This window comes from Streptomonospora nanhaiensis (assembly GCF_013410565.1).
Taxonomy (GTDB): domain Bacteria; phylum Actinomycetota; class Actinomycetes; order Streptosporangiales; family Streptosporangiaceae; genus Streptomonospora; species Streptomonospora nanhaiensis.
Genome location: NZ_JACCFO010000001.1, coordinates 2,941,105 through 2,954,265, shown reverse-complemented (window position 1 = coordinate 2,954,265; position 13,161 = coordinate 2,941,105). Strand labels below are relative to the sequence as shown.

12 protein-coding genes are annotated in these 13,161 nt (G+C 74.7%); 6 read left to right on the top strand and 6 right to left on the bottom strand.

Translation table 11 applies throughout. The features are described 5' to 3' along the window. Positions 1-68: 68 nt before the first annotated feature. Positions 69-1,919, bottom strand: coding sequence for a glutamine--fructose-6-phosphate transaminase (isomerizing) (glmS, locus tag HNR12_RS12690; RefSeq protein WP_179767683.1), 1,851 nt, complete (start codon positions 1,917-1,919; stop codon positions 69-71). A 1,408-nt stretch (positions 1,920-3,327) separates the two neighbouring features. Between glmS and HNR12_RS12685 the strand changes: the two genes are divergently transcribed. Both HNR12_RS12685 and coaA read left to right on the top strand, forming a co-directional pair. Further along, positions 3,328-4,614: a DUF7507 domain-containing protein gene (locus HNR12_RS12685; RefSeq protein WP_179767682.1), complete on the top strand. Its 1,287-nt coding sequence runs from the start codon at positions 3,328-3,330 to the stop codon at positions 4,612-4,614. A gap of 171 nt (positions 4,615-4,785) precedes the next feature. After that, the gene (gene coaA, locus HNR12_RS12680; RefSeq protein ID WP_179770580.1) at positions 4,786-5,691 is read left to right on the top strand and encodes a type I pantothenate kinase; all 906 of its coding nucleotides are present in this window, start codon (positions 4,786-4,788) and stop codon (positions 5,689-5,691) included. A 50-nt stretch (positions 5,692-5,741) separates the two neighbouring features. Here the strand turns inward: coaA and HNR12_RS12675 are convergent, their stop codons facing one another. Then, positions 5,742-6,278, bottom strand: a complete 537-nt coding sequence (locus HNR12_RS12675; protein WP_179767681.1) for a DUF4913 domain-containing protein — start codon at positions 6,276-6,278, stop codon at positions 5,742-5,744. 287 nt (positions 6,279-6,565) lie between these two features. On the opposite strand from HNR12_RS12675, the gene HNR12_RS12670 reads away from it, so the two are divergent. Beyond that, positions 6,566-7,249: a Uma2 family endonuclease gene (locus HNR12_RS12670; RefSeq protein WP_179767680.1), complete on the top strand. Its 684-nt coding sequence runs from the start codon at positions 6,566-6,568 to the stop codon at positions 7,247-7,249. A gap of 124 nt (positions 7,250-7,373) precedes the next feature. Beyond that, a complete protein-coding gene (locus HNR12_RS12665) occupies positions 7,374-8,867 on the top strand; it encodes an NAD(P)H-hydrate dehydratase (RefSeq protein WP_179767679.1) in 1,494 nt (497 codons plus the stop codon). A gap of 105 nt (positions 8,868-8,972) precedes the next feature. Here the strand turns inward: HNR12_RS12665 and HNR12_RS12660 are convergent, their stop codons facing one another. Then, complete coding sequence (locus tag HNR12_RS12660; RefSeq protein WP_179767678.1) at positions 8,973-9,524, bottom strand: NUDIX domain-containing protein; 552 nt, start codon at positions 9,522-9,524, stop codon at positions 8,973-8,975. Between the two features lie 327 nt (positions 9,525-9,851). Between HNR12_RS12660 and HNR12_RS12655 the strand changes: the two genes are divergently transcribed. Further along, complete coding sequence (locus tag HNR12_RS12655; RefSeq protein WP_218901922.1) at positions 9,852-10,754, top strand: endonuclease/exonuclease/phosphatase family protein; 903 nt, start codon at positions 9,852-9,854, stop codon at positions 10,752-10,754. 30 nt (positions 10,755-10,784) lie between these two features. Here the strand turns inward: HNR12_RS12655 and HNR12_RS12650 are convergent, their stop codons facing one another. Genes HNR12_RS12650 through HNR12_RS12640 form a run of 3 tightly spaced genes read right to left on the bottom strand, consistent with a single transcriptional unit; the run spans position 10,785 to position 11,703 of the window. Continuing rightward, positions 10,785-11,072 (bottom strand): hypothetical protein, encoded by a 288-nt coding sequence (locus tag HNR12_RS12650; protein WP_179767677.1) that lies wholly within the window; start codon positions 11,070-11,072, stop codon positions 10,785-10,787. After that, entirely contained in the window at positions 11,069-11,428 is a 360-nt protein-coding gene (locus HNR12_RS12645; RefSeq protein WP_179767676.1) for a hypothetical protein, read from the bottom strand. The genes HNR12_RS12650 and HNR12_RS12645 overlap by 4 nt, the downstream gene beginning before the upstream one ends. Beyond that, positions 11,425-11,703, bottom strand: a complete 279-nt coding sequence (locus tag HNR12_RS12640) for a hypothetical protein (protein ID WP_179767675.1) — start codon at positions 11,701-11,703, stop codon at positions 11,425-11,427. Before HNR12_RS12640 ends, HNR12_RS12645 begins: the two co-directional genes overlap by 4 nt. Positions 11,704-12,297: 594 nt before the next feature. Between HNR12_RS12640 and HNR12_RS12635 the strand changes: the two genes are divergently transcribed. Further along, positions 12,298-13,152, top strand: coding sequence for a DUF5753 domain-containing protein (locus HNR12_RS12635; protein ID WP_179767674.1), 855 nt, complete (start codon positions 12,298-12,300; stop codon positions 13,150-13,152). The last annotated feature ends 9 nt before the right edge of the window (positions 13,153-13,161 follow it).

Genomic DNA, 13,161 nt, shown 5'->3' with positions numbered 1-13,161 from the left:
CGCCCGCCGCGGTCCGCCCCTCGTCGTGTCCGGCGGGCGGCGGCCCCGAGCGGGGCCGCCGCCCGCGCCTATTCCACGGTCACGCTCTTGGCGAGGTTGCGCGGCTGGTCGACGTCGTTGCCCTTGGCCAGCGCCAGCTCGCAGGCGAACACCTGCATGGGGATGGTCGCCACGATCGGCTGGAGCAGCGTGGGCACGGCCGGGATCTCGATCAGCTCGTCGGCGTAGGGCAGCACGTCGGCGTCGCCCTCCTCGGCGATGACGATCGTGCGTGCGCCGCGCGCGCGGATCTCCTGGATGTTGGAGACGATCTTGTCGTGCAGCACCCCGCGCCCCTCGCGCGAGGGCACCACCACGACCACCGGCAGGCCGTCCTCGATCAGCGCGATCGGCCCGTGCTTCAGCTCGCCGGCCGCGAACGCCTCGGCGTGCATGTAGGCCAGCTCCTTGAGCTTGAGCGCGCCCTCCAGAGCCACCGGGTAGCCCACGTGGCGGCCCAGGAACAGCACGGTATCGGCGTTGGCCAGCGACCGCGCGAGGTCCCGCACCGAGCCGACGGTGTCCAGGACCCGCTCGACCTGCTGGGGCATGTTGGCCAGCTGCTCGATGACGGCGTTGATCTCGTCGCCGTACTTGAGGTTGCGCACCTGGGCGAGGTAGAGCCCCACCAGGTAGCAGGCCACCAGCTGGGTGAGGAACGTCTTGGTGGCGGCCACCCCGACCTCGGGCCCGGCGTGGGTGTAGAGCACGCCGTCGGACTCGCGCGGGATGGTGGAGCCGTTGACGTTGCAGATGGCCAGCACGCGGGCGCGCTGCTCGCGGGCGTAGCGCACCGCCATCAGGGTGTCCATGCTCTCGCCCGACTGGGAGATCGCGATGACCAGCGTCTGGCGGTCCAGGATGGGGTCGCGGTAGCGGAACTCGCTGGCGACCTCGACCTCGCACGGGATGCGGCACCAGTGCTCGATCGCGTACTTGGCGATCAGGCCGGCGTGGTAGGAGGTGCCGCACGCGATGATGACGATCTTCTCGATGTCGCGCAGCTCCGAGGGCGCCAGGCGCATCTCGTCCAGGGTGAGGGTGCCGTCGACGCCGACGCGGCCCAGGAGGGTGTCGGCCACCGCCTGCGGCTGCTCGACGATCTCCTTGAGCATGAAGTAGTCGTAGCCGCCCTTCTCGGCGGCGGAGGCGTCCCAGTCGACGTGGTACTCGCGGACCTCGGCGGGGTTGCCGTCGTAGTCGGTGACGGTGATGGAGTCGCGGCGCAGCTCCACCACCTGGTCCTGGCCCAGCTCCACGGCGTCGCGGGTGTGGGCGATGAACGCGGCCACGTCGCTGGCCAGGAAGTTCTCGCCGTCGCCGCGGCCGACCACCAGCGGGGAGTTGCGCCGGGCGGCCACGACCAGGTCGGGCTGGCCGACGTACATCGCGACCAGGGTGAACGCGCCCTCAAGCTTGCGGCAGACCGCCCGCATGGCGGCGGGGAGGTCGCCGTCCTGGGCCTTGACCTCCTCGCCGAGCAGGTGGGCGGCCACCTCGGTGTCGGTCTCGGAGGTGAACTTGCAGCCGCGCTCCTCCAGTTCCAGGCGCAGGGAGGCGAAGTTCTCGATGATGCCGTTGTGGATCACGGCCACCCGGTTGTCGTTGTCGACGTGGGGGTGGGCGTTGACGTCGGTCGGCGCGCCGTGGGTGGCCCAGCGGGTGTGCCCGATGCCGATGCCGTCGGCCGAGCGCGGGTGCTCCTCCAGCGCCGCCTTGAGGTTGGCGAGCTTGCCCGCGCGCTTCTCGGTCTCGATCCGGCCGTCGGCCACAACGGCGACGCCCGCGGAGTCGTAACCCCGGTACTCCAACCTTTTGAGGCCGTCCACGACGACTTCGAGCGCCGGTTGCGGCCCGACGTAGCCAACGATTCCGCACATGGCCGCCAGCGTAGCCAATGAACCGGGGTATCCCGACCGTCCTGCGTTCAGACCAATGCACATTTTCCCAGGTAAGGGTATAGACCATTTGGTTGCCCCGGTAAGACCGCGCACGTCAGGCGCCCCGTCCCGGCGCGGCCGGCGGTCCGCGGGCGGCAGATCGCGGAAAGGTAAAAAATCCGCTCTCGTCCGCTTCGCGGCGCCGCCTCCCCCGGTTCCGGTCCGGCCCCGCCCATCCCCGGCCAAAGGTATGGCCAGCACTTCCTCGCCGCACGTGTCCGCGCGGTCGCGCGGTGGCGCGCCCGTTGAGGATCGATGCGTTCGGGGCGAGGGGGAGCCGAGTGGGGAGCGACATGGCGAGCACGGCCAGGCGCGGAGCGGCGCGTGCCGTCCGGGCGGCGGCGGCACTGGTGCTGGTGGGCGGATGGGCGCTGGGCGGCACGGCCGCAGCGGAGACGACGGGCCCCGGCGCGCCGCCCGTCCCTGCGGGGGAGGCCGTCGGCGGGCCGCCGGCGGTGGAGAGCGCGGTCGCACCCGGCGCAACGGACGGGCGGGATCAGGCGGCCGAGTCGGGCGGCCCGGACGGGCCCCCGGCGCCGGAGGCCCCGGCGGAGCCGGGGGCGGCCGACGCCGCCGGGGCGGGCCGGGGCGGCCCGGACGCGCCCGCTGAGCCCACCCCTCGCCCGAGCCGACCGGCGACCCGGACCCGTCGCCCAGCCCCTCGCCCGAGCCGACCGGCGGCCCCGATCCGGGTCCCGGACCCACGCCGGATCCGACCGGCGACCCCGACCTTCCGCCCGGCTACGCCGACGACGGCACGCCGGACACCGGCCTGCCGGTGACCGGCGGGGGCCTGGGCGCGCTGGCGGCGCTGGGGGCCCCGCTCGCCGGTATCGGGCTGGCCCTGCGCCGGCTGTCCGTCCGCTAGGGCGGGCACCGGCCGCGCGCGGCCCCCGGGTCCGCCGCCCCGGGGGCCGCGCGGCGCCGGGCCTATCGCCACCCATCGCCGCCTAAAGATCTGCCCAGTAGTTGATCGCCCTCCGTGTTCGATTGATGACACAGAGGTACGAACCATGTGGATCGTGCCGGTTGCGGGCGCAGGCATCACTGGGGGAGAGACATGGCGAAGGCGACGACACGCGGCACGGCCCGCGTCGTCCGGACGGTGGCGGCACTGGTATTGGCGGGGGGATGGACCCTGGGCGGCACCGCGGCCGCCGGGGCGGTGGAGCCCGGCGGGCCGTCGGGGACCCCCTCGGTGGCGGAGGCGTCACCGCGGGAGCGGCCGGGTGCCCCAAGTCCCGGCGAACCGGGCGGGGCGGGCGCGGAGAGACCCGATGAACCGGGCGGGGCGGGCGCGGAGGCCCCGGGGGGCGCCACCGCGCCGGAGTGGTGGCCCGGGGCGCCCATGACGGGCGGCGCGGATCCGTCCGCGTCGCAACCCGGCGGCGCCGGGCCGGGCGGTCCCGGTGGATTCGGGGCCGGGCCGACCGGGGGCGCGCCCGGCGCCCAGCAGGGGGCGCCGGCCGGGGAGGGCCCCGGGCACGGCGCGGACGACGGCGGCGCGGCCGACCCGCTCGGCGGCGGTGACGGGCACGGGCACGGGTCGCACGCCCGGCTGGAGATCGGCAAGTCGGTCACGCCCGACCCGATGGTCATCGGCGGGAAGGCCGCCTACACCGTGACCGTGACCAGCACGGGGAAGGCCCCGGCGCGCGACGTGGTCGTCACCGACCACCTCGACCCGGCGGTGAAGTACGTCAGCGGCGCCGGCTGCACGGCATCCGGACGGACGGTGACCTGCGGCGGCGAGGGCACCACCATCGCGCCCGGCGACTCCGTCAGCTACACCATCACGGTGCGGGTGGGCTCCGGCACGGCCGCGGGCACCACGATCGTCAACCGGGCCGAGGCGTCGGCGTCCAACGCCAAGAAGGCCACCGTCGAGATCGCCACCAAGACCAAGGGCGGCGACGGGCACGGCGGCCACAAGAAGCGCGCCGACATCGAGGTCGCAAAGACCGCCGACCCGGCCGCGGTGAAGCCCGGCGGCACCGTCGCCTACACGGTGACCGTGCGGAACAAGGGCGCGGCCAAGGCCGTCGACGTCACCGTGAAGGACCCCGTCGGCGGCGAGCACACCACCGTGGTGAGGCAGCCGGAGGAGTGCCGCTCGGGCGGCTCCGGCGGCTCGGGCGTGGTCTGCGACCTGGGCACGCTGAAGCCGGGGGAGTCCGCGGTCCTGGAGTTCACCGTGCGCGTCAAGCGCGGCACCGCCCCGGGCACCCGGATCGCCAACTGCGCGGCCGCCACGACGGGCAGCGAGGAGACCACCACGGACAACAACAAGGCCTGCGCCGAGGTGAAGGTCACGGGCGCGAAGCCCAAGCCCTCGCCGACGCACAGCCCCGAGCCCTCGCACAGCCCCAGCGGCAAGCCCGAGCCCTCGCACAGCCCCACGGCCGGGCCGGTTCCGCCCGCTGACGGCGGCGAGGTCGGCGGTGAGATCCCCGGCGGCGGTGCCGACGCGGGCGGCCCGGCGGCCGGGCTGCCGGTGACCGGCGGCGCCGTCGGCGCGGTGGCCGCCCTGGGCGCGGTGCTCGCCGCCGCCGGGCTCGCCCTGCGGCGGGCGGCGGCCCGCCGGACCGGTGCCCGGCGCGCCGGTCCGGCGGCCGGCCCCGGCCACCTCGGCTGACGCCGAGCCGCTGAGCGCGGCGCCCCGGGCACAGCGCCCGGGGCGCCGCCGTGTCCCCAGGTCAGTGGGTGGCGACCGGCGTCGGCCAGGGGCGGGCCGCAGGTCAGCGGGCGGGCTCGTCTAGTGTGGGGAGACGTGGCGCAGATCAGGAGCGGCTTCTCAACGCCGTACGTGGAACTCGACCGGCAGGCGTGGGCGCAGTTGCGCGACACCACGCCGCTGCCGCTGACCGAGGCCGAACTGGAGGGGCTGCGCGGCACCACCGACCCCACGTCGCTGGACGACGTGCGCGACATCTACCTGCCGCTGTCGCGCCTGCTCAACCTCTACGTCCGCGCCACCCGGCAGCGGCACGGGGCGGTGCGGGACTTCCTCGGCGAGGACGACCGGCCCACGCCCTTCATCATCGGGGTCGCCGGCAGTGTCGCGGTGGGCAAGTCGACCACCGCCCGGCTGCTGCGCAGCCTGCTCGCGCAGTGGCCCGACCACCCCAACGTGGAGCTGGTCAGCACCGACAACTTCCTCTACCCCAACGCGGTGCTGGAGGAGCGGGGGACCATGAACCGCAAGGGGTTCCCCGAGAGCTACGACCGGCGGGCGCTGGTGCGGTTCGTGTCGGAGATGAAGGCCGGGGCGGCCCGGATGGAGATCCCGGTGTACTCCCACCTGGCCTACGACGTGGTGCCGGGGGAGCGGCAGACGGTGCACCGGCCCGACATCCTCATCCTGGAGGGCATCAACGTGCTCCAGCCGCCGCTGCCGGGGCGCCTGGCGGTGGCCGACTTCTTCGACTTCTCCATCTACGTCGACGCCAAGGTGGAGCACATCCGCTCCTGGTACCTGGACCGGTTCCTGGAGCTGCGGCGCACCGCGTTCTCCGACCCGCGCTCCTACTTCCACGCCATGGCGACCACGATCGGCGAGGAGGAGGCGATCGGGTTCGCCTCGGACGTGTGGCGCACGATCAACGAGGTCAACCTGGTCGAGAACATCCTGCCGACCCGGGGCCGGGCGACCCTGGTGCTCTACAAGGGCGGCGACCACGCGGTGCGCCGGGTGCGGCTGCGCAAGACCTGATCGGAGGCGCGGGCGGGCCGCCCGTGGGACCGGCGGGCCCGGACGGGCGCTCAGGCCGACGCGGAGCGGCGCCGCTCGACGTGGCCCCGCTCCCGGGAGCAGGCGGCGAACGGCCCGTTGGCCGAGCGCAGCCGGTCGAGCACCGGGTCGAGGTGGTCGCGGTGCCACACGCCGGGGCCCGAGGGCCCGGCGACCCGGGTGTCGGCGAGTTCGTCGTAGGCCAGCCGCAGCGCGTGCAGGCGGCCGACCGCCTCGTGGTGCTCCCACCAGACGGGGCACCAGGCGGTGCCGTCGGCGGTTTGGCCCAGGGGCTCGCCCACGTAGACCGGCACCAGGAAGTCGTTCACCCACCGCACCAGGTCCGCCAGTTCGCCCTTGTAGGCGTCGCGGGACATGTTGAAGATGAAGGGGGTGGGCTCGGGGCGGTCGTCGGCGGCCTCCTCGGGCCGCGGCGGCGCGGCCAGCTCGCTCAGCTGGGTCTGCAGCCTGATGACGTCGGCCCCGAGCCGGTGCATGGCGTTCTGCAGGTTGGTCACGCGCTCGGAGAGCCCGTCGTCGGTGAGCATGCGGTCGTCTGTGGAGGTCATGCGGCTAGTCCCGTGCTGCTGTCCGTGTCCGGGCGGGGCTCCCGGGCTGTGGGTTCCGTGTCGGGCACCTACCGGGGGCGGTCCCCGGTGCGGTCGTCAGGCTTCCTCCGACGGTACGCCACCGGTGGCGCTGCCGGGTCCGGGCGGTCGCCCCGGCGCGGCGCGGCGGTGCGCGGCGTTGCGGGCGTCCGTACGGCGGGTTCTGACGTGGCGCGATGGGTATGATCCGAAACCGCTGCGGTGGACAGCCGGCAAACTCGCGGACTCGCTGTTACGGGGTGACACGGATGGCTACTCTTGGCGACGAAAACGATCCGACAGCCGAAGGTAGTGAGATGGGCGTGCTCTCCGCGACCGAACCCCAGGCCCAGCCCGCGTCGCCGGCGGAGCCGGGGGAGCCTGCCTTGAACCGGACGTGGCCGTTGCCTCCCCCCGAGGGCTTCACCGCCGACGACCTCGACCGGATCCCGGATCTCCCCCCGCACACCGAGCTCATCGACGGGAGCCTGGTCTTTGTGAGCCCGCAGGCCCTCTTTCACATGCTGGTCATCGACCTGCTGAGGTTTCAGCTGCCGCAGCAGGCGCCCGAGTCCATGCGCGTGCGCCGCGAGATGAGCGTGGTCCTCGGGCCCCGCCAGCGGCCCGAACCCGACATCATGGTCGTCGACGCCGCTGCCGAGGACGGGGTCGACCTCAAGTCCTACGCGGCCGAACACGTGATCCTGGCCGTGGAGGTCGTGTCGCCCGACTCCCAGGAGCGCGACCGCGAACGCAAGCCGCAGCTGTACGCCAAGGCCGGGATCCGGCACTTCTGGCGGATCGAGAACGACGACCACCGGCCGGTGGTCTACGTCTACGAACTCGACCCCGCCACCGGCGCCTATGTCGCCACCGGGATCCACCGCGACCACCTGAAGCTCAGCGTGCCCTTCGACATCGACATCGATCTGGGCGACATCAAGCGGATGTGAGCCTCCGGCGCGGCGGTCCGCCCGGTTTTCCACACCCGGCGGGGTGCGCTCGCGGGAGCCCGGCCGGGTGGGGCATGCTCGGCTGAGCAGGCGCGAACGAGCGGCGATCAGCGAGGAGGCCCCCGTGCGCTACGCACACACGGTCGACACCGTGCGCAAGGCCGAAGGCGGGCTCATGGCCCGGCTCCCCGACGGCACGCTGATGCGGCGGGCGGCGGCGGGGCTGGCCGCCGTCTGCGCGCGGATGCTGCCGCGCACCTACGGCGCGCGGGTGGTGCTTTTGGTGGGCGGCGGCGACAACGGCGGCGACGCCCTCTACGCGGGGGCGCTGCTCGCGCGGCGCGGCGCGGCGGTGCGGGCCGTGCCGGCCGGTTCGCGGGTGCACGAGGGCGGGCTCGCGGCGCTGCGGGGCGCCGGCGGGCGCACCGTGCCCGCGCCCGGGGCCCAGGGCATCGCCGACTCCCCGGCCGCCGCCGACATCGCCGGCGCCGACCTGATCGTTGACGGCCTCGTCGGCATCGGCGGCCGCGGCGGGCTGCGCGCCCCTCACGCCGGGCTGGCGGCCCTGGCGGGCGCGGCCGAGGCCCCCGTGGTCGCCGTCGACCTCCCCAGCGGCATCGACCCCGACACCGGCGCGGTCACCGGGCCCGCCGTGCGCGCCGACGTCACCGTCACCTTCGGCACCCACAAGCCCGGCCTGTTCGTCGACCCCGGCGCCGCCCACGCGGGCGTGGTCGAGTACGTCGACATCGGGCTGGGCCCCGAGCTGCCCGGGCCGCGCCTGGAGTGCCCGCAGCACGCCGACATCGCGGCGCTGCTGCCGCGCCCCACCGCCGAGTCCGACAAGTACCGGCGCGGTGTGCTGGCCATGGCCGTGGGCTCCGACCGCTACCGGGGGGCGGCCGTGCTCGCGGTGGGCGGGGCGCTGCGCATGGGCGTGGGCATGGTCCGCTACGCCGGGTCCCAGGGCGCCGTCGCTGAGGTGCTGCACCACTGGCCCGAGGTCGTGGCCTCCGTCCTTGACCCCATGGACCCCGTGGGGTCGCTGCCGCGCCGCGTGGCCGCGTGGGTGGTGGGCTCGGGGCGCGGCCTGCACCCCGTGGCCGCCGCCGAACTGGAGACCGTGCTGGACAGCCCGCGCCCCGTCCTGGCCGACGCCGACGCCATCACTCTCATCGGCAAGGACCCCCGCCTGCTGCGCGATCGCTCGGCGCCCACGCTGATCACCCCGCACGCCGGCGAGTTGGCGCGGCTGCTGCCCGGCACCGAGCGCGAGGACATCGAGGCGCACCGCCTCGACCACGCCGCCCGCGCGGCCGACGAGTACGGCTGCACGGTGCTGCTGAAGGGCTCCACCACCGTCATCGCCGAACCCGGACACCCCGCGGTCGCCAACCCCACGGGCAGCCCCCTGCTGGCCACGGCCGGCAGCGGCGACGTGCTCGCCGGCATGATCGGCGCCCTGCTCGCGGGCGGGCTCACCCCGCGCGAGGCCGCGGTGTGCGGGGCCTACCTCCACGGCCTGGCGGCCCGCGTGGCCCACGACGGCGCGGCGATCTCGGCCTCCGACCTCTTCGACGCCGTGCCCCGGGCGGTGGCCGCGCTGTCCCCGCGCTGACGCCCGGCGCCCGGGTCGCCGCGCGCCGCGCGGGCGGGCGCGGGTCGGCTCCCGGCGGGGGTCAGGCCCGGGCGGGCCGGGCGGGTTCGGCCTCTCGGCGGGCGGTCAGTTGAGGCCGGGCGGGGGCGCGGCCAGGAGGGCGTGCGCCTTGGCCAGCCCCAGGGCGGCCACGTCGGCGACGAACGTGTCGCCGGGGTCGCGGGCGTCGTGCAGCAGGTCCAGGTCGTCCTCGGTGATCCAGGCCGCCTCGGTGTGCTTGCCGGGTTCCAGGCGGGGGGCGGCCAGGTCGCCGTCCACGGACACCAGGTAGTCGACCTCGTGCCGGGGCACGCCGTCGTCGGGGGTCCAGACCAGCCGGTGGAGTTCGGCCAGCACCCCCGCCAGTGTCCAGCCCGTCTCCTCGGCGATCTCGCGGCACATGGCCTCGGCCATGGTCTCGCCGGGTTCGACGTGGCCGCCGACGAGGTCCCAGCAGCCGGGGAACAGCCGCCGGTCGGGCGAGCGGCGCTGCACGAAGACCCGGCCCCGGCCGTCGGTGACCACGGCGCCCACCACCCAGGTGCGGCCGTCGCCGGTGTCGGGGAACGCGATCCCCTCGGCCACCGCGAGGCCTTCGGTGCCTCCGGTGTCTTCGGTGTCTCCCGTGTCCTCGGCCATGTGCCGCGCCTCCTCGTCATCGCCGTCGCTGCGGCGGCCGCGCCGGGACCGCCGGGATCGGATCGTGACCGGATTGGGCCGTATGTCCTAAGTCTGGATTCGCCGGTCACCGGGGTGGTACACCAGAACAGTAGGCGACGAAGCCGACGCGAGGGACAAGGACGGGGGCGGCCGTGGACCGAGCTGTCGACACCGGTTCCCCCGGCCGGGCCGCCCCGCGCGGCCCCGCGCCCCCGCGGGCGGGGGCGGTGGCGCCCGAGCGGCGGCGCCGGCCGCGCCCCCGCTGGACCGCCGTCGTCGCGGTCGGATGCCTGGCCCCCTGGGGGCGTGGGCGGTGGTGCGCGCCTCGGCCTGGAGGCGGGGTTCCTGCCCGTCGCGCTGATGGCCTTCACGCCCTACGCCGCCGCCACCGCGTGCGTGCCGCTCGCGCTGGCGCTGCTGGCCCGGCGCTGGCCGGCCGCCCTGGCGGCCGGGGCGGTCGCCGCCGCGCTGGCCTGCTGCGTCCTGCCGCGCGGCCTGCCCGGTCCGCAGCCCCAAACCGCGCCGACCGGGCCGCGCCTCACCGCCATGACGGTGAACATGTACTACGGGCTGGCCGACCCCGATGCCCTGGTGCGGCTGGTGAGGGAATACGGGGTCGACGTGCTCAGCCTCCAGGAGCTGACACCGCAGTCGGCCGACGCGCTCAGCCGGGGGGGCCTGCGCGCGGCGCTGCCCCACGAGGTCGCCTACACCGCCAGCGGGCCGGTCGGCGGCGCGGTGTACTCGGCCTACCCGCTCACTGATCGGGGCCGACCGCCCACGGAGCACTTCGCCATGCCGCGCGCCGAGGTCGACGTGGCGGGCGCGCCGCCGGTCGAGGTCGTCGCGGCGCACCCCATGCCGCCGGTCGCCTCCAGCGCGATGGAGGAGTGGCGGGCGTCGCTGCGGGAGCTGCCCGACGCCGCCCCCGACGGGGTCCTGCGCATCCTGGCGGGCGACTTCAACGCCACCCACGACCATGCGGAGTTCCGGGCGCTGCTGGAGACCGGTTACACCGACGCCGCGGCGGCGACCGGTGACGGCTGGGACCCCACCTGGCCCTCCGACGGCTCCCTGCCGGGCACGGTCCTCGACCACGTCCTGGTCGACCGCCGCGCCGCCGTCGAGGACACCGACGTCCACACCATCCCGGGCAGCGACCACCGCGCCGTGGTCACCACGCTCACCCTGCCCGCCGCCTCCCGGTGAGGCGGCGGGGCAGGCTGCCCGGGCTGGGCGTCACGGAACGGCCGCCGGGCCGCGGACCGGGACGGTGAACGGACCGGCGCGCGGCGCCACGGGCACGGCCCGGGGCGGCGGCGCCGCGTGCCACCGCTCGATCGCGGCGGCGTACTCCTCCGCCAGGGCGGCGAGCGCGCCGGGGTCGGGCACGGTGGCGATCCCGAAGATTCCGACGGCGTAGTACCGGCCGGAGTAGGCGCCGAAGGCGAAGTCGAGGCGGCCTCCGTACCGCTGCTGGAGGCGGGCGACGACGGCCGCCGGGTCGGCGGTGGGTTCGGCGGTCACCGGTCGGGCTCCCGCCCGATGCCGGGGAGGCCTTCGGCGGCGGCGTCCTCGGCGGTGGCGATCAGCCGGGCGAGGAGCCCCACGCTGGGCGCGGAGAGGATGATCGACCGCGCGAGGTGCACCGCCTGGTAGCGGACGCGGACCGAGTCGTCGCCGTCGTAGCTGATCATCCACCCGTCGGTGGTGTGCTGCATGGTCAGCTCGGCCACCGCCGCGTAGGCGGCGGGGCCGAGCAGCGGCAGCGCGTAGGACCGGCGCGCGCCGAGGGGAGCGGGGTGGGCGCCGGGACCGGTGTCGTCGGCTGAGGCCGGGTGCCCGCCGGGACGGGGGCTGTCGGGGGTGCGGTCGCCGGTCATCGGCCTCCGCCTTCTGCCGAGCCGGTGCCGTCGCCGCGGGCCGCCTCCAGCGCGGCGATGCGGTCCCGCAGCACGGCGGTGGCCACGCGTGCACCGGGGACGCCCGCGCACAGCGCCGTGGTGACCGCCGTGCTGATGTAGGCGGCCTGCTCGGTGTGCAGCCTGCCGAGCTGGTCGAGCCTGCCGGGATGGGCGGGGGCGACGGCGGGCGCGTCGGCGCTGTCGCGGATGGCCTCCAGCAGCGCCCGAACCTCGGGGGCGAGGTCGGTGTTCACCGGCCCACCCCCGCCCCGGCCATCTCCCGCGCGGGCCGCGCCCACGCGGTGAGTCCGGACCGCTGAGCGGCCGACGGACGGAAAAGCGCGGCAAGCCGCGCGTCGGGCTCCCGAACCACGGACGCCGGGCAGACCGGACAACCCGCACCGGGCGCGGGGACGGGGGCGCCGCAGTCCGGGCACGCAGGGTGCCACTCAACGGGAGCAGAGACCCCAGCCGGGGCGACCGGAACGGGGTCCGGCGCGGCGGACGCGGGCACGTAAGGCCGAACCCGAGCGGCCCGACGCGGCCGGCGCCAGACGGCGGGGGCGACGTGACGACCTCGGCTGCACGGCCGTGGGCGCGGCTGACCGGATATGAACGCTTGGAACATGGGTCCCCCTTGGGGGCGGGCCGGGTTGGGAAGTCCGGCGGGATGTTGTGGTATCCCCATCGTCGCGGACAGCACTCAGAAACGCACGATGCGTTTTCAAGAGCATGCGACAATTCGCGAAGTCATCGATGTTCTCTACTGAGAGATGCGCTAAATGTCTGGAAATTCGTCACGGAGCGTAGGCTCTGGCCAGCGACCCCGCAGTATGAGGAGCGACCCGTTGGCCGCCAGTCCGACACTCCGCAGACGCCGCCTCGCGCGCCAGCTCCTACGCCTGCGCGAGGAAGCCGGGCTCACGGCCAAGAAGGCCGCGGCTCAGGCGAAGGCGGCAAGCCCGGATCGCCCCTGGTTCGAAGCGAAGATCACGCGCATCGAGAACAGCAAGATCCAGCGAATTCGCGACATCGATATTCAGACGCTGCTCGACGTGTACAAGGTGAGCGATGCCGACGAGCGGGAGGCGTACCGGCGCCTCGCACGCGAGGCCAGCCAGACCGGCTGGTGGGTCGGCTATCGAGATGTGCTCGGCTCCGGCACTTACGTCGATCTGGAGACCGAGGCGTCACGTATCCGCTCGTACCAGGTTCTCTACATCCCTGGACTGCTTCAGACCGAGGCATACGCCCGCGCGCTGGTCCAAGGCGGCAGCGTTATCGCCGACCGCGACGTGGACCGGGTTGTCGAGGCCCGCATGCTGCGGCAGGGGATCCTGCACCGCGCGGACGCGCCCCGGCTGTGGGCGGTCGTTGACGAGGCCGCGTTCGACAAGATGCCCGCTGCGGTCGCGGAGGAGCAGATCCAACACCTCATAGAGATTCAGAGACCGACCCTCCGTGTGCAGGTGTTGCCCCATAGTGTGGGTCCGCACGCGGGGATGGACGGCGCTTTCGTTGTCCTGGACTTCGAGCGCGATCCGTCCACCGTCTACGTCGAGCACTCAACGTCATCCCTGTTCGTAGAGGATGCTGCCGACGTCGCGCACTACGAGATGGTGTACGACCATGTACACGCCATGGCGCTCTCTCCTTCGGACTCGATCCGGTGGATGGAGCGCCGCCTGGAGTCATTGAGGTAGCGAGGACCT

What these genes read in the sequence shown, in the direction of transcription:
- HNR12_RS12670 (WP_179767680.1), top strand. Translation starts at nt 6,566, where the DNA reads ATGGCTACTCTTGGCGACGAAAACGATCCGACAGCCGAAGGTAGTGAG.
- HNR12_RS12675 (WP_179767681.1), bottom strand. Translation starts at nt 6,278, where the DNA reads ATGACCTCCACAGACGACCGCATGCTCACCGACGACGGGCTCTCCGAG.
- HNR12_RS12685 (WP_179767682.1), top strand. Translation starts at nt 3,328, where the DNA reads ATGACGGGCGGCGCGGATCCGTCCGCGTCGCAACCCGGCGGCGCCGGG.
- HNR12_RS12645 (WP_179767676.1), bottom strand. Translation starts at nt 11,428, where the DNA reads ATGACCGGCGACCGCACCCCCGACAGCCCCCGTCCCGGCGGGCACCCG.
- glmS (WP_179767683.1), bottom strand. Translation starts at nt 1,919, where the DNA reads ATGTGCGGAATCGTTGGCTACGTCGGGCCGCAACCGGCGCTCGAAGTC.
- HNR12_RS12660 (WP_179767678.1), bottom strand. Translation starts at nt 9,524, where the DNA reads ATGGCCGAGGACACGGGAGACACCGAAGACACCGGAGGCACCGAAGGC.